At 60.4% G+C, this 23,477-nt stretch carries 19 protein-coding genes and 1 tRNA gene; 6 read left to right on the forward strand and 14 right to left on the reverse strand.

The features are described from left to right. On the forward strand, positions 1–849 hold an 849-nt coding region (locus tag BW09_RS10045; protein WP_140464900.1), incomplete at its 5' end, for a nucleoside hydrolase. 155 nt (positions 850–1,004) lie between these two features. On the opposite strand, the gene BW09_RS10050 is transcribed toward BW09_RS10045, so the two are convergent. The 6 genes from BW09_RS10050 to BW09_RS10075 form a co-directional block, all read right to left on the reverse strand. Continuing rightward, on the reverse strand, positions 1,005–1,793 hold the full coding sequence (locus tag BW09_RS10050; protein ID WP_044090001.1) for an isoprenyl transferase: 789 nt from the start codon (positions 1,791–1,793) through the stop codon (positions 1,005–1,007). Between the two features lie 2 nt (positions 1,794–1,795). After that, positions 1,796–2,515, reverse strand: a complete 720-nt coding sequence (gene recO / locus BW09_RS10055) for a DNA repair protein RecO (RefSeq protein ID WP_044090002.1) — start codon at positions 2,513–2,515, stop codon at positions 1,796–1,798. 137 nt (positions 2,516–2,652) lie between these two features. After that, positions 2,653–4,368, reverse strand: a complete 1,716-nt coding sequence (locus tag BW09_RS10060) for an alpha/beta hydrolase family protein (protein ID WP_375137582.1) — start codon at positions 4,366–4,368, stop codon at positions 2,653–2,655. Between the two features lie 234 nt (positions 4,369–4,602). Then, positions 4,603–5,814 carry a flavodoxin-dependent (E)-4-hydroxy-3-methylbut-2-enyl-diphosphate synthase gene (gene ispG / locus BW09_RS10065; protein WP_140464061.1) on the reverse strand — a complete coding sequence of 404 codons (1,212 nt, stop codon included), beginning with the start codon at positions 5,812–5,814 and terminating at the stop codon, positions 4,603–4,605. Between the two features lie 57 nt (positions 5,815–5,871). Further along, a complete protein-coding gene (gene dxr, locus BW09_RS10070; RefSeq protein ID WP_140464063.1) occupies positions 5,872–7,062 on the reverse strand; it encodes a 1-deoxy-D-xylulose-5-phosphate reductoisomerase in 1,191 nt (396 codons plus the stop codon). Continuing rightward, complete coding sequence (locus BW09_RS10075; RefSeq protein WP_140464065.1) at positions 7,059–8,876, reverse strand: DivIVA domain-containing protein; 1,818 nt, start codon at positions 8,874–8,876, stop codon at positions 7,059–7,061. Before BW09_RS10075 ends, dxr begins: the two co-directional genes overlap by 4 nt. Before the next feature lie 373 nt (positions 8,877–9,249). Here BW09_RS10075 and BW09_RS10080 point away from each other — a divergent pair, with 373 nt between their 5' ends. Next, positions 9,250–9,525 carry a type II toxin-antitoxin system RelE/ParE family toxin gene (locus BW09_RS10080; RefSeq protein ID WP_044090007.1) on the forward strand — a complete coding sequence of 92 codons (276 nt, stop codon included), beginning with the start codon at positions 9,250–9,252 and terminating at the stop codon, positions 9,523–9,525. Next, the gene (locus tag BW09_RS10085) at positions 9,497–9,799 is read left to right on the forward strand and encodes a HigA family addiction module antitoxin (protein ID WP_044090008.1); all 303 of its coding nucleotides are present in this window, start codon (positions 9,497–9,499) and stop codon (positions 9,797–9,799) included. The genes BW09_RS10080 and BW09_RS10085 overlap by 29 nt, the downstream gene beginning before the upstream one ends. Before the next feature lie 323 nt (positions 9,800–10,122). Here BW09_RS10085 and BW09_RS10090 read toward each other — a convergent pair. The 3 genes from BW09_RS10090 to BW09_RS10100 form a co-directional block, all read right to left on the reverse strand. After that, positions 10,123–10,196 (reverse strand) — tRNA-Val (locus tag BW09_RS10090). Positions 10,197–11,622: 1,426 nt separating this feature from the next. After that, positions 11,623–12,039 carry a DUF3052 domain-containing protein gene (locus BW09_RS10095; RefSeq protein ID WP_044090009.1) on the reverse strand — a complete coding sequence of 139 codons (417 nt, stop codon included), beginning with the start codon at positions 12,037–12,039 and terminating at the stop codon, positions 11,623–11,625. Between the two features lie 78 nt (positions 12,040–12,117). After that, positions 12,118–12,969, reverse strand: coding sequence for a S16 family serine protease (locus tag BW09_RS10100; RefSeq protein WP_044090010.1), 852 nt, complete (start codon positions 12,967–12,969; stop codon positions 12,118–12,120). 185 nt (positions 12,970–13,154) lie between these two features. On the opposite strand from BW09_RS10100, the gene BW09_RS10105 reads away from it, so the two are divergent. Then, a complete protein-coding gene (locus BW09_RS10105; RefSeq protein ID WP_044090011.1) occupies positions 13,155–14,960 on the forward strand; it encodes a zinc-dependent metalloprotease in 1,806 nt (601 codons plus the stop codon). Positions 14,961–15,006: 46 nt separating this feature from the next. Here the strand turns inward: BW09_RS10105 and BW09_RS10110 are convergent, their stop codons facing one another. Then, positions 15,007–16,587, reverse strand: coding sequence for an ATP-dependent helicase (locus BW09_RS10110; protein ID WP_044090013.1), 1,581 nt, complete (start codon positions 16,585–16,587; stop codon positions 15,007–15,009). 183 nt (positions 16,588–16,770) lie between these two features. Between BW09_RS10110 and BW09_RS10115 the strand changes: the two genes are divergently transcribed. Next, a complete protein-coding gene (locus tag BW09_RS10115; protein WP_140464067.1) occupies positions 16,771–18,483 on the forward strand; it encodes a phosphotransferase in 1,713 nt (570 codons plus the stop codon). 83 nt (positions 18,484–18,566) lie between these two features. Next, complete coding sequence (locus BW09_RS10120) at positions 18,567–18,791, forward strand: DUF3107 domain-containing protein (RefSeq protein WP_044090016.1); 225 nt, start codon at positions 18,567–18,569, stop codon at positions 18,789–18,791. An 8-nt stretch (positions 18,792–18,799) separates the two neighbouring features. On the opposite strand, the gene BW09_RS10125 is transcribed toward BW09_RS10120, so the two are convergent. The 4 genes from BW09_RS10125 to BW09_RS10140 all read right to left on the reverse strand — a co-directional run. Beyond that, positions 18,800–19,858 carry a LacI family DNA-binding transcriptional regulator gene (locus BW09_RS10125; protein ID WP_140464069.1) on the reverse strand — a complete coding sequence of 353 codons (1,059 nt, stop codon included), beginning with the start codon at positions 19,856–19,858 and terminating at the stop codon, positions 18,800–18,802. A gap of 44 nt (positions 19,859–19,902) precedes the next feature. Further along, complete coding sequence (locus BW09_RS10130; protein WP_044090018.1) at positions 19,903–21,990, reverse strand: beta-galactosidase; 2,088 nt, start codon at positions 21,988–21,990, stop codon at positions 19,903–19,905. Positions 21,991–22,086: 96 nt separating this feature from the next. Continuing rightward, the gene (locus BW09_RS10135; RefSeq protein WP_044090019.1) at positions 22,087–23,097 is read right to left on the reverse strand and encodes a carbohydrate ABC transporter permease; all 1,011 of its coding nucleotides are present in this window, start codon (positions 23,095–23,097) and stop codon (positions 22,087–22,089) included. A 1-nt stretch (position 23,098) separates the two neighbouring features. Continuing rightward, a partial coding sequence (locus BW09_RS10140) for a carbohydrate ABC transporter permease (protein ID WP_140464071.1) occupies positions 23,099–23,477 on the reverse strand: 379 nt, incomplete at its 5' end.

Raw genomic sequence — 23,477 nt, forward strand, 5'->3', positions numbered from 1 at the left:
GGTGATGATATGTCTGTGGATGTGCCCGATGAGGTTGTTTCTGTTGGCGGGTATTTGGCGGGGGATGTTCATGCTCATCCGGCGTTGGGTGCTTGTTCTCGTGTGAACCGCTCTCAGTCGGTGGACCATCCCCAGTCGGCTATGCCGACAGCTCTCGCCAGCGGGGGCAAAAGGAGGTGCTCCGTTGATGCTGCGGATGGGATTGAGTATCTGATTGAGCAGGTTCGCGAGTTTGGCCGAGACGTTACCGTGCTGGCTACCGGGCCGTTGACGGATGTGGATGCGGCTATTACTCGAGCACCGGATATTGCATCGAAACTCAGGCTGGTGATGATGGGCGGTACGCTTACCCAACCCGGTAATTGTTGGGATGCGGTAGCTGAGACGAATATCATCCAAGACCCTGAGGCCGCGAATCGTGTATTTCATTCCGGCGCAGACATCACAATGGTGGGACTTGATGTGACTCACCAGTGTTTGCTACCGCAATCGGCGGCCGACCGGTGGCGTGCGACGGGGACCAAGCGCGGGCGGTTCTTGGCTGATCTCGCGGACTTTTCCATCAAGGCAAATTTGGAAGCCGACCCCGCACTGTTCTCTGGCGGCATGCCGTTGCATGATCCGTTGGCGGCGGCGGTTGCACTTGATTCTTCACTGGTCGATTGTTTTGATCTTGCGTTGCGCGCGGAGACCAATACCGGTGATTTCAATGGAGTACGAGGCCGGACCACCGGAGACCCGGTTGGGCTGGTGAATCATTCCATGCCGCATGTGCATGTGGCACTTGGTGTGGATTCGGGACGTTTTTTGGATGAGTTTGTAGAGAGGATGGCTGAGGTGTGCCGGTAACTCCCCTCAGTCCGCTACACGGGCAGCTCGACCGCAATTACGGACAAGCTGCCGCTCGCATTCTTCTGGCTCGACTCTCGTCTCGCCTTCGCCTACAAACAGTCCACCGGGCGTTTGCTTTACGGCTCAGCCCGTCAGAGGGGGCCTAACAAGGACTATTTCACACCGCCGAATCGGCGATCGCGGTGGATGTAATGGTCGATGGAGCGCCATAGCACGTCACGGCCGCAGTCCGGGAAGAGTTCGGGCACGAAGTCGAGCTCGGCGTAGGCGGCCTCCCACGGCAGGAAGTTGGAGGTGCGCTGTTCGCCGGAAGTACGGATCACCAAGTCGCAATCGGGAATGTCCGGATTGTACAGATGGTCGGCAATCATCTTCTCAGTCACACGGTCGCCGGAAATCTTGCCATCGCGCACCTCGCGTGCGATCGCCGCACAGGCGTCGGCGATTTCGGCACGGCCGCCATAGTTGATGCAGAACACCACATCGATGACCTTGTTGTTCTTCGTGCGCTCCATCGCGACCTCAAGCTCGTCGATGACCGACTTCCACAGCTTCGGGCGGCGTCCGGACCAGCGCACGCGCACGCCCCAATCGTCCATCTGCGCCACGCGGCGGTGGATTATCTCACGCGAGAATCCCATGAGGAAACGCACCTCCTGCGGACTGCGCTTCCAGTTCTCGGTCGAGAACGTGTACAGGCTCAGATACCTCACACCCGCCTCGATCGCACCGGCAATGGTGTCGAACACCACCGGCTCCGCAGCCTGATGGCCGTTGGTGCGGATCATGCCGCGCTGCTTGGCCCAGCGGCCATTGCCGTCCATGATCACCCCCACATGACGGGGCACCTTGTCCTTAGGGAAATCGGGGATGCGGGACGGGTCGCTGAATGGCGCGGCGGGAATGTCCAATGACGTGTAATCAACGTTCTCAAAAGCCATACTCATGAATCTATCAAGCGCAGCGAACGAATCGGGCGCTCAAGGTAATACTCCGCCCAATCTTCAACCAACTCATGCGTGACACGCTCCAACGGGCCCGCATCCAGCACCGTCCAATCGCCCTGGATGAGCGCCCGGAACTCCCGTAGCGCACGTGGCGGGATGCGTCGGGCGTCCGTAGTGTGGTCGACCTCGCACATCACACCGCCGGAGGCTATGGACAGATACGCACAATCCGACTTGCCGCACACCACACATGTGTTGAGCCGGGGCTCCCACCCAGCCAGAGCCAACGCACGCATCACATAGGAACCGCTGATGGCGCGAGGCGCGTGCGCATGTTTGGCCAGCGCGTTCAATGCGCCAATCAGCAGCTGATACTGTTCAGCCCTACGTTCATGCTCGGTGCCGATGAGTTTGTCGACGGTTTCCACAATGACATTCGCCGCCTCATACGATTCGTAATCAGTGACGATGGCCGTGCCATAGGCCGCCACGGAGTCAGCTTGCGATACCACGTCAAGGGACCGTCCCTCAGCAATGAGCAGATCGGCTCGCATAAACGGTTCAAGTCGCGCGCCGAATCGCGATTTGGTGCGGCGCACCCCTTTTGCAACAGCACGAATCTTGCCGTGCCCCCGCGTCAGTATCGTGATGATGCGATCTGCCTCACCGAGTTTGGCGGTACGCAGAATCACGCCTTCATCCCGGTACAACGCCATGCCCGTCAGCCTCCATCCTCAACCTGCCAGCCTCCCTCATCATAGCGAATGGCGAATCGACGCTTGCATATGCGCCAACGCGAAGCCCCCCATGACGAAACCCCCATGACGAAGCCGAGCAGGGTACCGGGCCGGCATCAGTAGATGAACAGCCCCCAGAAGGCGAAGAACAACAGCACGTGCAGCATGGTGAACGTGACCAGCCAGAACAGCACGCGCCCGAATCGCGTGGAGGCGAGTACCGGTTCGGTGCCGGTGATGATACCTTTCATCGCCTCCTTGCGCGGCGGCCATTGAATCAGCCCACGGTGCCATGCCACTTCAATGAGTCGCATGAACACGCGGGACCATGCCCACAGCACCACGATGGAGACCACTTGGATCACAGGCCAGCTCCAATACATGACTCCTGGCGTTTCCGTGGGAGCGCCGCCCCAAGCCAGCTTGACCACTCCCATGATGACCTGTCCCAGACCGGCGAAGAAGATCAACAGCGCGGCGAGTGTCGTCAGCGTCAGACTCAGTAACGCGCTGCCGAAACCGTGCGCGAACCCCAGCACACGGGGTTTGGGAGGAACCGCAATCCCCTGACGTTTGGCATCACGCCGTTGTCTGCGCCATCGCGCATCAACCGTCAGCTGCCGAATCATGGCTACGCATGCAAGAATCGCCGAGGCAAGCAACAGCATCAGCATGGTGGCATGCAATATGACGCCGTATATGGTTCCCGCCGTCCGCGCTTTCAGTCCTGTGGGCAGTCCGATGGATTGGTAGAGGTCGATACCGGCCACCGGCTCACTGGTCTGTTTCAATCCGCTGGTGGTACCAACCGCCCAATCGATGAGATCATCGACATAGGCATCGGCGAATGGCGTGCCTTCCTCGGATTCATCCCCCAATCGAAGCACATGGTTGGCCACTGGATAGCTGCGCACGGTGACATTCCAGTTGCCAGCCTGATGCGCGTTGTAGAGGATGGCCCTCACTCCCTCCACTTGGGCTGTCATGACGTCCTTCGAACCGTATGCCACATACGTGGGTACGGAGTATGCCGTGGGGTTGAGCGTCGGCAGATCGAGATTGGTCAGGCCGAACAGTGAGGCATCCGCGCTGAACAGTCGTTGCACGATGGACTGGTATCCGTCATTGGCGCCAACCAAAGTGAAATCCTGGGTAATGAAGAAGCCCAGTGATTGACGCGGTGAGAACACCATCGGACTCAATAGGATCTGGAATGCGATGTCCGGATCATCGGCCAGCAAATACGAAGATATCCACGTGGATTCCGAGGTGGCGTATATGCCGACCTGATTGTCGTCCACATTGTCCATCGCGCGAACATATTTGACGACCTGATCATAGGCACGCGCGGAAGCGGGATAATCGCGATTGATGTCCGTCGTATCCCATACCGGCTTGTCGAGCACGGCAGTCACGAACCCTGCCGACGCCATGTCCGAGGCGACATCGCCGAAGGAATTGTCTGCCGTGCCATAACCGGCGCCATGCATGAACACCACGCCCGGATGTATGCCTCCGCTGTCCTTCGGCTCGCGAATGCGTACGGTGACCGCCTGCACACCGTCGGCGTTCGCCTTGTTTCGTTCGCCTTGTTCCTGGACGAGCGAACCGTCACGCGCTATATTCAGCACTACCTGTCGTTCGGAGACTTCATAACTTCCCTTGGATGGCAGCGTCCGCCCCTGGGGATTGTCGAAGACCACATCGGTGTCGTCGGTGAGCGCTGCCATGGATTGTCCGGTGGGCTCGATGTTCCACGGCACTGTGGTGATATTCGAGATCGATACGAGGATGCCGATGAGCATGATGAAAATGGGCAGGCTCACCGACATGCGTCGGCCCAAGCCCCACGGCCGGTATGGGACGGTCACCCGGTGTTCGTCATGCTCCTGCGATTGCGGCATGTGAAGCCATTGTAATCAGATGACGATATTTCGGCTCTCCGCTGAGGAAGAGCCGAACCATGTGCGACTTCAGTCCCGCAGCCCAGTGACATGGCAACGTCCCATCAGAGGGGCCAACACCACTCAAACAATTACGAGACAGACCAGTAGCGTTGTTTCGGCTCAGTGGCCGGGATGCTGGATGGGCACCACCACAGGACCTGTGGCATTGGCCGGCACCTTGCCTTCGGCTTCCATCTGTGCGGCGATGTCGTTGGCGATGGTCAGCAACGTATCCACGATCTGGTCTTCCGGCACGGTCTTGATGACCTTGCCCTTGATGAAGATCTGTCCTTTGCCGTTGCCGGACGCCACACCGAGGTCGGCTTCACGAGCCTCGCCAGGACCGTTGACGATGCAGCCCATGACGGCCACGCGAATCGGCGCAGTGATGTCCTTCAGACCTTCGGTGACCGCGGAGGCAAGCTGAATCACATCAACCTGGGCACGTCCGCAGCTCGGGCACGAGATGATGTCGAACTTGCGCGGGCGCAATCCCATGTATTCCAGCAGTTTGCAGCCGACCTTGACTTCCTCGACCGGAGGCGCGGAGAGGGAGACTCGAATCGTATCTCCTATGCCTTCAGCCAGCAAGGCGCCGAACGCCAGACACGATTTGATGGTGCCCTGCCAAGCGGGGCCCGCCTCGGTGACACCGAGGTGCAGCGGCCAGTCGCCTTTGGATGCCAGGAGACGATAGGTCTCCACCATCGTGATCACATCATGGTGTTTGACGGAAATCTTGAAATCATGGAAACCGACATCCTCGAACATGTGCGCTTCCTTGAGCGCGGAGGCGACCAACGCCTCGGGGGTCGGGCCGCCGTATTTGGCGTACAGAGCCTTGTCGAGCGATCCGGCGTTCACACCGATGCGCAGCGAGATACCGGCGTCGGTCGCCGCCTTGCATATGGAGGGGCCGACTTCGTCGAATTTGCGGATGTTGCCGGGGTTCACACGCACCGCCGCACATCCGGCGTCGATGGCCTGGAACACGTACTTCGACTGGAAATGGATGTCGGCGATGACCGGAATGGGGGATTTCCGGCAGATTTCCGGCAATGCGTCGGCATCGTCCTGACTTGGCACCGCCACTCGGACGATGTCGCATCCCGCTGCGGTCAGTTCGGCGATCTGCTGCAAGGTGGCGCCCACATTCGCCGTGAGCGTATTGGTCATCGACTGCACCGAAATGGGCGCACCCCCACCGACCGGTACCGGACCGACCATGATGCGACGGGATTTGCGTCGTGGATGCAACGGCGACTCACTGGTCAACGCAACCGGGTCGCCGGTCTTGCGAAATGGTTTGGCAACAGGGATTTCCGTGTTCAACAGGTCTCTCCTCAGACATGCAGCTATAGGCTATGAGCTCTTTCAGCCCCTCGTACGCTATTGCCTGTTTATCAGGTCGTCCGCCCGGCGGCGCGCCTCGCACTCGAGTTGGTTCATTTCCTCCACGTCGTTGAACAGCGGGTTACCGCGGAGTTCCGCATCCATCTCGTCGAGTACGGCCTTGACCGTGTCCACAATGCCCAGGTACGGGAGGCGATGGTCAAGGAAGGCGTGCACCGCTTGTTCGTTGGCGGCGTTCAGGACAGCCGTATGCTTTTCCGACGCGGACAGGCAGTGGCGGGCAAGCTGCACCGCAGGGAACGCCTCATTGTCCAATGGCTCAAACGTCCAAGTGGCGGCTTTCGTCCAGTCGCATGCCACGGCCACGTTGTCCATGCGGTCGGGCGCGGACAGGCCCAGTGCGATGGGCAGACGCATATCGGGCGGCGAGGCCTGACCGATGGTGGCGCCATCGCTGAATTCCACCATCGAGTGCACGATGGATTGCGGATGGACAGTCACTTCGATGCGGTCGGGCGCAATGTCGAACAGACGTGAGGCCTCAATGACCTCAAGCCCCTTGTTCATCAGCGTCGAGGAGTTGATTGTCACCACCGGCCCCATATTCCATGTGGGGTGATGCAGCGCCTGTTCAGGAGTGATGTGCTCCATGTCGGCGCGCTTCCAGCCGCGGAATGGTCCGCCGGAGGCCGTGACCACCAGCTTGGACACTTCGGCATGGGTCCCGGAACGCAGTGACTGCCAGATGGCGGAATGTTCGGAATCCACCGGGTTGATCTGTGCCTCGCGCACTTGGGCGCCGAACAGCAGATGACCGCCTGCAACCACTGATTCCTTATTGGCCAATGCCAACTGGGAACCGGCATGAAGCGCCGCGATGGATGGTTCCAATCCGATGGAACCGGTGATGCCGTTCAGCACCACATCGGCACCTGAGGCGGCAAGTGCGATGACCGCATCCGAGCCACCGCTCACATGCGTGCCCTTGGCACCGGCCTGAACCAGCGCCTCTTCGAGTTCCTTGACCTTGGACGCGTCGAAAACCGCGACTTCGGGAACATGGAATTGCGCGGCCTGACGGGCGAGCAGTTCCACATGAGCTCCGCCGGCAGCCAGACCGGTAACGGTGAAACGTTCCGGGTGGCGTGCAATGACATCTAGACCTTGCGTGCCTATGGATCCAGTGGATCCCAGAAGCACGACGCTGCGAATGGAGACCTCGCTCACTGTTCCTTCTTAGTATCGTCGTCGTTCAGAGTGGGGAATGACAAATCGGGGATGGAGACTCCCAGATCATCGTCAAAGTTCGGGATCAATGGGAATAACGTGCTGTATTTCGTCTCGTGTTGATTGTCCGGCTTCTCCGCAGCCGGCAGCTCGGATGCGGGCTGGCCGGTTGGTGATTGTGGTTCCACCGGAGACTGGGTTCCGACATGCGTTGCAGGAGCGCTCTGTGGAGCGGACTGTGCTGCGAACTGTGCGACGACCGGCACCGCAACGGACCCGGTATTGCGCTCAGGCTTGACGGCGGGAGCGAAGGACACCGGCATAGCAGACGGTGCCGGAGTCGCCGGCTGCACGGCAGGAGCCACAGGTGATGCCGCGTGTGATGCCGCAGCCGATTGCGCCTGTGGCGCCGGCTGTTCGGCCGGCGTGAACGTATTCACGGCGTTCGCGACATTCGCTGCGGGCTCAGTGCTCAGTTTCAATGCGCTCGGAGTATTGAGGCTGGGCATCTTCGGCGTGAACGAAGAGGCATCCACAGCGGGCAGCTCCTGGGAGACCTCGGCCATGTGCGCCAATGCGGCGAGCGAAGGGTTGCTGTCTGTCAGATTCCTGTTCATGGGCTGTGAGCCAGCCTGAGCAGCAGGTTCGACGACGGTTGCAGCGGGCTTGGGCTCCGGCGCAAAGGACGGAGGAACCTGATTTGCCAATTCCGCAGAGTCATGGCGCACGGTTGTCGGGACGACCGCAGGTGCGTCAGGAGACGGGGACGGCACCGGCAACGCCTGACGATACCGCTGAATCGACGGGGACGATACAGCCGTGGGCTGCACAGTCGGGGACTGAACAACCGACTGCGCTGACAAAGGTGCCTGAACCGGCACAGCAGATGCACTCGGGGTGACCGGCACCTGATTGACGGTCTTCGGCGTATAAGCGGAGGGCGCTGAGCCGGATGCGCCCGTCTGTCCCTCGGCCTGGGCTGTTGCGGGAGCAGGGAACAGATTCTGTTCGGCCTGACGAAGCGCGTCAAACGACTCCCCCGTCACGGCCGCAGCCGCCTGAGGCGCGGCAACCGTGGACCGCTGTGCGTCATTCGCAATAAGCGGGGTCACCTGACCGGAGGCTTCATGGGAGGCACCTGTCGACTGGTTTGCCGAAGCACCGCCGTTGGCGACATAATCGCTGATGCGCGCGTAGGATTCGATCCTGCTCAGCAGTTGGACGCACACATTGAGGAAGTAATCGACCTGACGTTCATCGTATCCTTTTTTGCCCTTGCGCTGCGTGAAAATGACATTGTTCACGGCATCGGCATTCAGGTCGGCAAGACCTTTGACATCGTTCTGGGTGACGCCATCGACGCCAAGAGCTGCGGCTGCCTTGTCCACCACCTGATCGGCAATGCGGTCGACCTGTTTCTTGTCATAGGACGGTTGCTTGGGAGCACCTGGCTTGAATCGCTCCCGTGGGGCGCGCTCCACATGGGATGCGACCTTCTGATACAGCTTTTCCGTCTGCGCCTTCCATGCCACACGACCCTGCTGCCCAATCTCCCAAGCAGTCTGCTTATCGACCACGGCCTGTTCAAGACGGTGCAGCGCCGCGTCGACTTGGCTGATGACATATCCATCCTTGGCCAATTCAAAGGAGACGGATTGAATGTCCTGCTGCGTAAGGTTGATGCCTTCGCTGTCATACAAGGTGTGGGCGCGTTCCAGGAAAGCATCCACCTGTGCGGTGTCGTATCCCAGCTTGCGCTTGCCCGCACGTGCGATTCCGGCTTTGCCATCCCCTTCACGAAGTTTCTTCGCCATCGCCAGATCAACCTCCTGCTGAATAAAACACTCTGCTCACAACTGTACGTGAGCGTTACGACTCAGTGATGAAGGCGGACGGAATCGACACAAAAGGTGGGCAATGAGGGACTCGAACCCCGGCCGCCAAATCGCAGGCAGGCAAACGGCGTCTCACAATCACGCAGCAACAAGCTGGCGATTATCGCCGCCCCGACCGCCGGACGCAGAAACCAGCAATGGGAAGCACCCGCCACAAAGCATCCAACGAAAAAGTCCCACTGCCCATTGAGCCTGAAAATGTCATAGGAATGGGTCACGCATACTTAAGGTCGCGTCACGGTATCCACTGCCACCACTTGACGATACTAACGCACCGTGTTAGTATCGTTGTGTGAGAACGAGAGACGGGGAGCTCAACGACTTCCTCTACGGTGGCCGCTACCCCAAGAAGTATCCGGCGGGACTCGAGCGCGCCCTCATGCGGAAGCTCCAGATACTCAAGGCATCCCGCGAGCTGCACGACCTCAAAGTGCCGCCCGGCAACCGGCTCGAACCCCTGAAGGGCGACTGGAGTATTCGCGTCAACCAGCAATGGCGTCTCGTGTTCCAATGGGACGACGACAACAAGGAGGCCACCGATGTCTACTTCGACGACTACCACAAATGACTACTACAGCACCCCCGGCGAAATCCTCGACGAGGAGTTCCTCCAGCCGCTCGGCATCAGCCGATACCGGCTCGCCAAGAGCATCGGCGTGAGCGAGACCGCCATCGGCGAGATCGTCAATGGCAAGCGCCGCATCTCCACCCCCATGGCGTGGCGTCTCGGCAAGGCGCTCGGCACCACGCCCGACTTCTGGGCGAACCTCCAGACCGACTACGACCTCCTGACCTTCGACCCCAGCACCCTTGGAGACATCCGCCCGCTCGCCGAAGTCTGAACATGACCGGTACCACCTTGGCACTGCGGAAAAACACTGCCAAACCCTGCTGAACAAACATTGAAACAAAACAGACCAGCCGCTTGACATCACACGCGACTACCCGCTCGGGCCAAGAGACAAACCGGCAGCCGCATGACATCGACACGACGCATGTGTCAACCATACCCCAGGACATGCCGTCAACCATGCTCCGACACATGCGTCATTTAGGCCCCGAGACATTACACCAGTGATTTCGCGTGATATCCAGTGAAAACAGAAAAGCCGCTCAGCCCTACTCCCATAAGGCGGAAGCGGCTTTTAATGCATTTTCGACAAGGTGGGCAATGAGGGACTCGAACCCCCGACATCCACCGTGTAAAGGTGGCGCTCTAACCAACTGAGCTAATTGCCCGCAACTGTCCACAATAGCGCATTACCGGCACAGCGTGTCAACCCCGATGTCTACCGGCGTGCCGCAGTGATTGCGGCACGCCCGCTTCCGCTATCCCGGCACCGGAATATCGTGAACTTGGTTTTTCAGGTGATCCTCTAGTGGTCTGTCTCGTAAACAATTGAGGGATTCAACAATCTCGCAAGGGCAGACTGGGGACTCATCGGGCGACAATCGGTATCAGCCACTTCGCGCAAGGCACATCATGAATCATCTTTTGCCAGCAAGCGGCGGGTGATACCGCACGCTGTACTGATACCCGCGTCGGGCCGTGCTTAAGCCCCGGGCTCCATTTTTTGCCGCCGAGAGCGGCCCTTGCGCCGACAGGCGCTTTCGCGGTTCGACGCCCCACACTTCTCTCCAGGTCTTTTCTCACTCAACGTACTTGACGGACACTCAACGCACGTTAAGTGAGACGACATAGCGGGTGCTTGTGCTGCACCTTGTGCCACAGCGCCGCAAATAATGCGATATCGCGCTGGCGCGGCGGCATCCACGATGATCCGCGATGATTCATCACCCGTACCGCAAACAAGAATGGCGGAATTCCAAGGATCATCTGATCCGCGCATGAGAAGAGAACAAGGCCGGTCCGTCACGCGAGCCCCAAACGGCTCGAATCGCACTACCATGGCACACGGAACATACGCATGGCATACGATACGCGCTCACGGCGGCATCCCATACACCAATTTGCCGCATAGGAACGGCGCAAACGCACCGAATCCGTCCCGGAAAGCCTGAAAACTGCTGAATCGCACTTCAGGGACACGAAAACCCGTCCCGGAAGCCTAATTCGGCCCGTTTCGTCGTTCCGGGGACGGATCCTCCCGCGCCACGTCGATCGCCGCCCGGAAGGAATGGCGGAATTCCAAGGATTCCCAACCCCCGCCGCACACACGTCACAGGCGCAGGCACACGAAACCCGTCCCGGAAGTGCGAAAACGGCAGAATCGCATTTCCAGGACACGAAAACCAGTCCCTGAAGCCCGAAAACGGCTGAACCGCTCTTCAGAGACACGAGAATCCGTCTCTGAACCCATGTTCAAGGCCATGTTCAGGTATCAGGACGGATCAGCCAGGCAATCGGCCGAGGATACGGATGATCCATGCAATCGATTCACCCGTTCGGCACCAAACCTAGTGGTCCGTCTCACCAATAACCGAGGGATCCGGCTTCCATCTCTCCCCCAGTCAGCTTCGCTGACAGCCCGTCCTGCAATTACGGACGTGCTACGCGCGGCATCCAACTGGCTCGCCTGCCGGCTCGCACGTTGCCTACAAACAGCTCCGCTGTCTGCTTCACGGCAACGTCCATCAGAGGGGGGTAATGGGCAAGCACCACTCAGACAATGACGTGACGGGCCACTAAGCCCGAGACCATCGGTCAGCGTCCTTTGCCGAAGGCGCGCAGTCGGATGCCGTTCCAATCCTTGCTGACGGTAAGCGGGGTGGCTGCATTCATGCCTGCAGTCTGCGCCGCGGACTGCACAGTGGAGGAGCTTGCGGCACCGGGGCGCCCCGGCTTGGGAGTCAGCACCCACAGCGGACCATCGTCATCGAGCACGGCGCATGCGTCGACGATGGTGTCGGACAGCTCGTCTTCGTCATCGCCATCGCGCCACCACAGAATGACGCCATCCACGGAGGAATTGTAATCCTCATCCACGAGTTCCTCGCCAGTACGCTCTTCGATCTTGGCGCGGATGGAATCATCCACGTCGTCGTCCCAGAGCCACTCCTGGACGATGTCTCCAGGCTTAAATCCAAATTCTTCAGCGTTCTGTGATGCCGTTTGATTCACAGAGGCAACATTAGCAAGTCTCGGGGAACAAACGCGTTAATTTCACCGAAACATCTCGCTCAGTGACCATGTTTGCGATTATGCCGAGCAATGCGGCAGACTGTCACCCCTACCTTGCCCGATGGCTACCAAAGCTTGGTACGCCTCATCCAAGGTTGCGACCTTGACGTCCCGCACCCCTTGCGGCACATGCCCTACGGCCTCGTCGCAGTTGCCGGACGGCGTAAGGAACCATGTGGCGCCATCGCGTTTGGCGGCGAGCATCTTCAGACGAACGCCGCCGATTCTGCCGACCTTGCCTTTAGAGTCGATCGTGCCGGTGCCGGCGATGACGTGTCCGCCGCTTTCCTCCGCTGCCGTGAGCTTGTCGATGAGACCCAAGGCATACATCATGCCGGCCGAAGGACCGCCGATTTTGTCGACATGCATGGTCACGCTGACCTTGTCCAGCGCGGATACGTCGATTCCCAGCTCGCTTGCGTGGTTTTTCGCATATGCGATCCCCACTTCTCCGGCCGTGTCCTGCGAACCGGACATATCGGCATCGACCTCCTGCTGGTATTCGTCTGCGGTCTGTCCGACCGGGACCACCGCCTCACGGGGCATGACCTCCACATGTGGATTCGCCCATCCCCAAACCGCCTGCGCGTTGACGATCGGATACCCGGGCACACCCGACGCGCTCACCGTGACCAGGAGCAACTTGCCTGAATCCTTGTACGTCGCCACACCTTCGCCGGAGACATCAATCACATCGCCCTCATCTACCTTGCCCAGCACATCCTGGGTTGGACCGGGCATCTCGATAACGTAGGGGCTGGGCAGCAGCAACACCACCACAGCGAGCGCCACCGCCACGGCACCCGTGAAATACCTTGGCGAACGGCCGGCGACATACGACCTGAATCGTGCGAACCATCGTGCAAACATAAGCAACAGTGTAGGCAATGGGCGGCAGCGCGGACAACGGGCCGCACCACTCCGGCGCCGCAAACCGTCACCGGGATGCCCGGCATCCGCTCGCCTCAGGCGAACGGGCGCGGGCACCGCCTACACTTGAGGTAATCCAATCTCGGGGTGTGCGAGACGTATGCCGCAGCAACAGAAGGACACGCATGGACGACAACGCGATTCACGAATGGTTGATCAAATGCTTCGGCCCTATCCAAGGTGAGATGGCATGGCAGCAGATCAGTCAGCTGCCGGAGGAGATACGGGAACAATTGATGAGCCAGGATCCCAGCCGCCTGCCAGACCCCTCCGAAGTGCAGCAGATGATGGCCGCGTTCAGCGCGGGCGGGCTCAACACCATGTCCGACATGCAGCGCACGGTGGAGGAAGGGCCCATCAATGTGAAGCTCGCCAAGTCCATCGCATTGCAGCAGGCCAATGCCTCGGGCTCCGAGTCCAGCGTGTCTGCCGTGGACGGCGAGGCCGCACGTCGTGCGATGAGCGAGGCCAACCTGTGGCTAGACACCGCATGCGAATTCAATCCAGCCCCGGGAGAGCCGGATGTGCTGACCCGCGCCGGATGGGTGGAAGGCACCATCGACCAGTGGGCTAAGTTCGCCTCCCCGGTGGCCGAGTCGATGAACGACGCGCTGGCTTCGGTTATCTCGGAGCGTCTGGGCGGCATGTTCGGCGACGGCACCGGGGAAATCGCCGGCATGTTCGCCGGTCCTGTCCCCATTCCGATTCCTGATGGCATGAAGGACCCGGCTCAGCTGATGAAACTCTTGGGCAACACCTCGTTCGCCATGCAGCTCGGACATGCTGCAGGCAATCTCAGCCATGAGGTGCATGGCAGTTTCGATCAGGGCATCGCCCTGTTGCAGAATCCGGCCGGCGGTCTGATCGCACAGAACGCCACCGAGTATGCGGCCATGCTGAACGGCCAGGCTCAGCAGGATCCAATCCAGCAGGACACTGCGGGTGATGGGTCGAATGACGCAGACTCCCACTATCCGGCTGGCTTCACCTCAGCGCAATCTCACAATTCTGACACCAACACCGATTCGGATGCCGGCCCGCAGACACCATCAGAGGCCGGCAGCGGAGATGACGCATCAGACGCCGACGATCTCGACGCCCAGTTTGCGGCGGCATTCGCCGATTTCAACATGACCGAACACATTCCGGAATCCGAAGTGCTGTCCTTCCTTGCCCTGCAGGAGATGGCACATGCCCGGCTGTACGCCTCAGTACCATGGCTGATGCCCCGGTTTGAGGCGCTGATCGGCAAATACGCCCGTGGCATTTCCATCGATCTGGATGCCATGGAGGAGCAGCTGCGCGACGCCACGTCGATGGATCCGGAGTCGATCTCTGGGGCTGTGAACCTCACCAAAGTCGGCATTCCCGACACCCCGGAGCAACGCGAGGCACTGGCTTCGCTGGAATCGCTGCTGGCGATGGTCGAAGGCTGGGTGGACTGCGTCGTGTGGCGCGCCGGCATGGCGCATCTACCGCATATCGAGCAGCTGCGTGAGATGATGCGTCGCGAACGCGCCATGGGAGGCCCCGCCGAACGCACCTTCGAGAGTCTGCTCGGCATGCAGCTGCGTCCGAAGCGCATGCGCGAAGCAGCGGGATTGTGGGAGATGATCACTGCAGCCGAAGGCCCCGAAGGCCGCGACGCCAAATGGTCGCATCCCGATCTGCTGCCGACGCTGCCCGCCGAACAGGGTGCCGGCCGGCAGGACGATGGCGCCGGCGCTGGTTCCGGCACCGGCGCGTCACAGGCCTCATCTGCCGGTCATCCAGCCGCCGAGGGCAAATCAGCAGATATCGACTGGGATGCCGAGCTGTCGAAACTGCTCGATGAGGACGGTGATAAGGGCGGAAACAACGACAACACCGACCATACGGACGGCACGGACCAAACAGACGGTACTACCAGCGGCACCAACGGCACCAAGTAGCTGACAAGCTGCAATCGATACCGGTCAGGCGATTGCGGCTTCGGCGCTAGAGGAACCGGGACGGGCGGCGCTGTTGGGCGCCGTATCCGTCCTTGGTCCTCGCAAATGACAGATGCAGCGAATCCTGGGCGCGCGTGATGGCGACGTACATCAAACGACGCTCCTCCTCCAGCAGCTCGCCCCAATCGGGCGCACCATATGGCAGCAGCCCTTCCGAACATCCGACAAGGAACACGTGGTCGAATTCCAGACCTTTGGCCGCGTGAATGGTGGAGATGGTGACCCCTGGATCATCCTTGGCCACGTCTCCGGCACCATCCAGCCCCATAGCCTCCAGCAAGGCCTGACGCGATGCCGCATCAGTGGACAGCGCCGAGGTCTGCCATCCCGAATCCTTGCGGACCCGGAACCGCAGACCGTATTGACGGAGGGCGGCGCCGAACACCGGCTGTTGCGCATTGATGCGCGTCAGAATCGCGCAATCCGATGGCTTGGCCCCGTTGCGCACCAGCCGGTCGATACGCGCCGCCACCCCCTGTGCTTCCTCAAGATCGGTGTCGTAGGCGGTCCTCGACACTTTGGCGCCTGAATCACGAGCGGACACGAGTCTCAGATAGTCCTGACGATTTGGCGCCGCGGCAAGCACCGCATTGGCCAAGGACACGACTTCGGGCGTCGAACGATAATCCGTGTTGAGATCGACGTCCGCGGCAAGCGGCCCGAATTCATCGGAGAAACGAAGCAGATCCCAGCTTGAGGCCCCGGCGAACGAGTAGATGGTCTGTGCCGGATCACCGACGACGCACACATTCCGGTTCAGCGCGGCCTTCCCCTCAGCTCCCCCGCCGCCGAGCCACAGCATCATGAGCCGATGCTGCAATGGCGACACATCCTGATACTCATCGACAGTCAGCCATCCGATGGTGGATCGGATCTGTGCCGCCGCTTCCGGAAAATCGTCCATGATATGGCATACCAGCAGCAGGATATCGTCGAAATCGATCTCCCCCCTAGAGGTCTTCTCCCGCTCATAGGCGGCATAGATGTCGACGAACCGTTGAGGGGACAGCCCGGCCGGAGGCATGCGTTTCGCCGCGACGCTCACGCGCCCGTAATCCTCGGGAGCGACCAAGGACACCTTCGCCCAGTTGATTTCAGCCAGAACATCCCTGACGGTGATGGGATCGGTGTCCGCGTTGGCCGTCACCCGCGTGATGGCGCGTGATGCCACATCACGCTGGTCCTCAATCAGATGCGGGAACGGTGCCTCGCACACGTCGGCCCACACACTGTTGAGCTGATGCAGTGCGGCGGAATGGAAGGTCGCAGCCGTCACGCCTGCCGCATCCGGTGATCCCGGTCGTCCGCCATGGGCCGATGCGCCGGCGAGCCCCAGCTGATGCAGACGGGCACGCATTTCCGCCGCCGCCTTTACCGAGAACGTGACAGCAAGCGTCCTTTCGGGCCGCCACGCTCCTGTGGCGCAGGCATAGGCGATACGACGGGTGACGGTTCGCGTCTTGCCTGCGCCCGCCCCGGCGATGATGCGCACTGGACCGTTGAGCGTTGTGGCCGCCGTACGTTGCCGCTCGTCAAGTCCTTCAAGAATCCGCTGCGCATGTTCCATATCTCCATTGTGGCACGTCAATCCCTTCGTCAATCCCCTCGTCATTGCTTTCGTCGATTCCTTCATCGACCCCTTCAAGAAAGCGGACGCATGGCATCTCATGGCCGCAGACGTCCGATTCACGGACTTTTCGCCCCGTGCCGCACCACTGAAACACCAGACATGTATTAGTGTGGAAGGGTGATGAGACGAAGCAATTACATGTTGGCGGCATTGGCCTCAGCCGTCCTGCCGAATCTGGCCGTTGCAGGAGTTCGTCAGACCGCTCAGCAGAGCGCGACTGATCTGGCCAAAGGCATCGATCAGGCAGTCATACAGGACGCCTCGGGCAAACTGTATGACGTGTACGCCACCGACACCAAGGAAGGTCGCACGCGTCTGACACGCCGTGTGCAGGCCGCGCAGACGTTGTTTGCAGCGCGGGAGCCCGGTGGCCTCGGGTTCAATCTGGACCATGTGATTGCATTCGCTCCGGGCAAAGTACCGCAGCCGGGCGCCACCTCGACCGCCCAAGCCCTGGATCAGGCAGCGGTCGCTGCCGCGCCGAAACCGAAAACCAAACCAGGCCCGACCGGCCAGACGGCGGTGATGATCGCCACCCACAATGAAGGACAGGCGCGCTCGCTCGATCTGCTGACGCTGGACGACTGCGCTTCGGTAGGCACGGCATTGGGAGCCATCCACCGCCTGCCTCCCGCATTCCTGAAAGCCGCCAAGTATCCGGTATTCACCACCGGTCAGATTCGTGCCCAACTCATCGCCTGGATCAGACGACTGCGCGCAGCGGGCCATGTGCCGCAGGAGATCACCAACAGCTGGGCGCAAGTCATCGAAACCGAGGGACTATGGTCGTTTTCCACCTGCACGGTGCACGGTGGCTTCTCCGATGGCGATATGCTGTTCTCCGGATCCACCATCGCCGCAATCACCAATTGGCAGGATATGCAGGTCAATGATCCCGCCCGCGATCTGGCGTGGATTTTCGGCAAACTTGATGAGTCCCATCGCAATGCCGTGCTTTCCGCATACGGCCGCATGATGGGCGCGCGACTCGATGACCTCATCATGCTCCGCGCCAATCTGTGGCTGCAGATGGAACAGGTCGGCGAGTTCATCCAGGCGCTGAACCGCGCGGACAACGACCGCATCATCCAGTTCAAGGCCCAAGTGGAGCGTCTCGCCCATCAGCTCGGGGTCATCAGCCGATCCACGGCCACTACGCCATCCGCGGCAAAAGCCACCGGCAAGTCATCCCATAACCCTTCCACCATCACGGTGGGCACCTTGTTGAACAATGACGGGCAGCAGGATGCCGCGCGGCAGGCCCAACGCACTGCGAACGCGGCCAACAACGCTGTACGGAATCCCGACGCACAGCATCATGTTGCGCAGAATCCCGATGATACGAACGACCCCGACCGTACAGGAAGCGCGGATATCATCGCGGCCGGCAGCATCGACGTCACGCCGAAGGTCGCTGCCGCCGACAGAAGCGTCACGGACAAGCACGCAACGGACAATGACGATCAGACGGCGAACCGACCGGTGACCGCCACAGGCTCGACCAAGCCTCAGCCGACGCCCAACGCACAGCCATCCTCGGCATCCACCATTACGCTCAGAGAGCTCATCGACATGCATGAGCAGGAGGAGCGGCAGGCAGCGGCATCATCCGTCAAGGCCGCCGACAACGGAAATACGTCGGCTGCCATCGAGGAGGATGACGACGACACCGGTGAGCACGAGCCCCAGGCCTCCTACGCGGCGGAGACCACGGTGATTCCGCTGCTGGAGCGAGAGGAGCGGGCGCTGCGCGATGCCAGAGCCGGTCTGGAAGGGTATGACCAGAACGGCAACACCATCGTCAGCCATCAGGTCTCCACGCCGAAGGCGTAAACGTGCGAATCCGCGTGTCCGTCCATTCCGGATACGGCACAATAGGTTTAGATTAACGAGTATCCCAATCATCAAGGAGCATCATGGATATCGAACTGGGCATTCAGAATGTGGCCCGTCCGGTCAACTTCAGCACCGAACAGTCCGCGGATGAGGTCAGCAAGACTATCGCGCAATCCGTCTCGGATGGCACCACCATCGATCTGACCGACGACAAGGGCCGCCGCATCATCGTTCCCGCGGGCGCGCTCGGCTATGCCATCATCGGTTCGGACACCAAGCACGCGGTGGGCTTCGGCGCCCTGTGACCGACGATTCACCGGCGCGTGGAGGCGCGCACAATGACTTGAGATGAGCAGGTCAGCTTTTCCGGCATGACGTTTTCTCCCCGAATGCGCGCCAGGATGCGTTCCACCGCAGTCGGCGCGGTCCACTCCAGCCGGGAGTCCATCGTGGTCAGCGGAATCTGCAGATACGCGGCCTCCTCGATGTTGTCGAAGCCGATCACCTGCACCTGCTCGGGCACCGCATACCCGGAAATCCGCAATGCCGTCAGGGCACCGATGGCCAGTTGGTCGTTCAACGCCACCACCCCATCGAACGGCACGCCAGAATCAATCAGCCGCTGCGTGACGCACGCCCCGGCACCGATGGTCCAATCCTGATCGGTGGTGCCCACCAGCCTCGGATCGATGGCGCATCCTCGACGATGCGCCTCCTCGATCACGCCACGCAAACGCAACTGCGCATTGCCTTCGACCGATTGAAGCAAGGCGGCTTCATCATAGTCGCCACGGGCACCGATGACCGCCAGCCTGCTTGACCCATGTGCATACAGGTAACCCGCTGCCTGAGCCGCCGCGTCCACATCATCCGGCGTCACATGGTCGGCGACGCCCCATGTGGTGCGTGCGCCGACCACCACAAGCGGAAAACCAACCTCCAGATCCTCCTTGCTGATGTTCTCCACCTCGCTCATGGACAGGATCATGCCATCTGAGACAGTGGAGTTGAATTTCCTCAGCAGATCGCGCGCACCCTTGGCGGAGCCTTCCGCATAAGTCGTGACGTAGACGGAATAATCATGTTGGCGAGCCGCATCGATGGTGCGGTTGGCAAGTTCGGCCAGATACGGCGGAGTGAGCGAGGGCACCGCGAGCGTGATGAAACCGGTGTGGTTGCGGCTCAGGTTGCGAGCGGCCACGTTGACCTGATAACCGAGCTCCTTGATGACCGATTCCACTTTGGTACGGGTGTCTTTGCTCATGCGCCCGGACCCATTGATCACGTTCGATGCGGTTTTGAGCGAGACCCCAGCCGCTTCGGCCACATCGCGCAAAGTGACGCGTCGTCTTGTCCCAGGATGCTCGCTCACGGCATATCTCCTTTTACATCATCGGCATGGAGTGGAGTACGTCGTCATTCTACCCGCTTCACGATCAGCACCGAATTGCGGTCCATCACATATTCATGTGCGCGCGCGCCGGGCTTGCAACGATGGGCGACAATGGGGTCGCCCATAACGTTCTGCACATGTACCGGTTGCCTGTCCCGGTTGAGGTAGCAGTCGAAGACCGCATTGCCGTCGACCGAACGGCGAATCGTATGGATGATACGCTGATCGACAACGGTTGCGGAGTACAGCGCGCGCATCAATGACGCGATGCCGCTGCGGTCCAAATCGCAACCGACATACAGCGCCGCCCCCTCCCCGTATGGATGGCGGGTGATGGCAGGCACATCGGCAAGCTCCCACTCGGCTGCTTCGGCACCGACATATTCGGCGATCACCTTGGTGCCTTCGGCAAGACCGGTCACTACGTTCTGCCAAAGCCTGCTCACTGAGCCATCGCACAGTCGGATCTCGAAAGGCTCGCCCTCCGCTTCGCTTCCGAGGATGTTGAATTCCTCGCTGCGCACGCCGAGCATTTCGCGCAACAGTCCATGTCCGGCACCTGGGTAGCCGCCGAGACCGACGTGGAAGTGCTCGTCGATCAGCCCCGTGGCGTAGCCGATGATGACACTGCCACCCTTGCGCGCGAAATCGGCAAGACGACGCACATCCCGATCGGACAGAATCAGTACCGTAGGCAGGATGACCGTCTGGTATCCGCTCCAGTCGTATGCCAGCGGCACGATGTCCGCACGTCGGCCGGCGTCCAGAAGCCCCCGATACCAGTCGCGCACGTCATGCCAATGATCGAGTTTCATACTGGGCAGGGTCTGGCTGCGCGTGGCCCATTCGGATTCGGCGCTGAACAGGATGGCCGTATCCGAACGTTCGAGTTCACTGCCTTGCATGCCCGCTTCGCCAAGCGCATGCAAGGCTTCCCCGAGTTTGCAGACATCTCGGTAGATTGTCGAGTCGGCACCGGCGTGCGGCAGCATGGCCGAGTGGAATGCTTCGGCTCCGGATGCGGATTGCCGCCATTGGAAGAAATTGATGGCGTCCGCGCCCATGGCCACATGAGCCAATGCGTCACGCATGAGTTCGCCGTGGCGCTTGCGCGTGTTGAGCGGCTTCCATTGCACTGCGGATGTGGAATGCTCCATCACATACCATGGTTTGCCGAGGGCGAGCGAATCCATCAACGCATCCGAGCAGAGCAGTTCATCCAGATGGGATTCGCCCTCGTGGAAGTAATGGTCGTTGGAGACGAAGTCCACTTCGTCGGCCCATTGGGCGTAATCCATCGTGCACTGGTCGGTGGAGACCATGAAGTTCGTGGTGAACGGCTTATCCGGGCATATCTCGGCGATGGCGTCACGCTCGGCCTTATAGAAATCGAGCAACATGTCGTTGCCGAACCGCTCATAGTCGAGCTGCTGTGCGGGGTTCACCATCGCATCGCCGCCCATGTGGCGCGGCAGCAGCACTTCGTCCCAATCGTTGACGTGCTGGGACCAGAACGCAGTGCCCCATGCTTCGTTCAACGCATCGATGTCGCCATATCGCGCCCTGCACCATGTGCGGAACGCGTCAAGTGCGTTGTCCGAGTAGTCGTAGCGGTTATTCCAGCCATATTCGTTGCCCACATGCCATGCGGTGACGTACGGGTTGTCCCTGTAGTGCTCGGCAAGCTTGCAGCACAAGGTGAGCGCGTATGCTTTGAACACCGGGCTGGTAGGCTGCCATGATTGACGCGAACCGGGGTTGACGGTATGCCCGTATTTGTCGATGGGCAACACCTCCGGATGCTTGATGTACAGCCACATCGGCGCGGAGGCTGTGGCGGTGGCGAGATCGACGGCGATGCCGGCCTTGCCGAGCTTGTCGATGACGCGGTCAAGCCATTCGAATGTGAATGCGCCCTCTCTCGGTTCGATCTTGTCCCAGCTGAAGATGGCAAGGGCCACGGTGTTGACGTGCGCCTGGCACATGAGCCGAATGTCCTCATCGACTACGGCTTCCGGCCATTGATCGGGATTGTAGTCGCCGCCGAAAGCGATGCCGCGCCCATTGTTCGTGAGCAGTGACGGCCACTTGTTCGATCTGCGTGTTGCCATGGATGCTTTCCTTGTGTATGTATCAATGCCGGCCCCCTATTATGCGAATGTACGTAACGATTTCGGGGAGGGGGCCGGCTGTGTGATGCGCTTACCTTATTCCTTGACTGCGCCGGCGGCGAGGCCGGACTGCCAGTACTTCTGGAGCATGAGGAACGCGATGACCAGGGGGATGATGGTGATCAGCGAGCCGGTGATCACCAGGTTCTGGATCGCCTGGCCGCCGGCCGTGCTGGCCTGGTCCTTCCACTGGTTCAGGCCGATGGTCAGCGGATACCAGTTCGAGTCCTTCAACATGATCAACGGCAGGAAGTAGTTGTTCCACGTCGCCACGATCGCGAACAATGCGGTCGTCACAATGCCAGGAGCCAGCAGCGGCAGCGAGATCTGGAAGAAGGTGCGGAACTCGCCGGCACCATCCACACGAGCGGCCTCCAGAAGCTCATCCGGCACCGCCTGATCCGAGAAGATCCACATCAGATAGAGCCCGAACGTGGACACCAAGGATGGGATGATCATGGACCATGGCGTGTTGGTCAGGTTGAGCTTGGCGAACAGGAGGAACTGCGGGACGGCCAGCGCGATGCCCGGCACGGAGATGGCTCCGATGATGATGGCGAAGCACACCTTGCGCCCCGGGAAGCGGAACTTGGCCAAGGCGTAGCCGCCCATGATCGCCAGCAGGGTGGCGCCGCCGGCGCCAACCACCACGTACAGGATCGTGTTGATGAGCCAACGGCCAAAGATGCCGTCCTGATAGGTGAACACCGTGACGATGTTGTCCCACAGGGCGAAGCTCTTGCCGAAGCCCAGGCCGAACGTACTCGTGAAGTCGGACTGCGTCTTGGTGGCGTTGATCATGAGATATACGAACGGGAACAGGCAGTACACGGCAAAGATCGCGCATACCACGGTCAACGCGATGGAACGGGTAGGATTCGCCGGGTTGGAGAAGCCTGTCTTGGCGGCGCGTTTGCGCTCGGCCTTCTCATCGGCGGCGATGCGCTTCTGACGCGCCTTCTCGGCGGCCTTGGCGGCCTTCTCCTGTGCCTTGAGCTGCGCCTCGGTGAGGCGAGTGGATTCCGAAGTCATTGTTGCGGCACTCATGTTACTTCATCTGCTCCTTCATGCTCTTGAGCTGCACGATGTATGCGATGGCCATCGTGATCACGGCCATGACGATGGCCAAGGCGGCGGCATAATTGCTCTGGTTGCCGCTGAAGCTCAGGTTGTACGCGTACATGTTCGGCGTGTAATACGTCGTGATCGCGTTGCCCGGCACCATGTTCTGCAAAATGCTGGGCTCGTTGAACAGCTGGAACGAGCCGATGATCGAGAAGATCACCGTGATCGCCAAAGAGCCCTTCAACTCCGGCAGCTTGATCGACTTGACGATCTGCCACTCCGAGGCGCCGTCGATCGAGGCCGCCTCGTACAGGGAGTGCGGGATCGTCGACAGCGAGCTGTAGAAGATCAGCATGTTGTAG

This window comes from Bifidobacterium sp. UTCIF-1, from assembly GCF_006408915.1.
Taxonomy (GTDB): domain Bacteria; phylum Actinomycetota; class Actinomycetes; order Actinomycetales; family Bifidobacteriaceae; genus Bifidobacterium; species Bifidobacterium reuteri.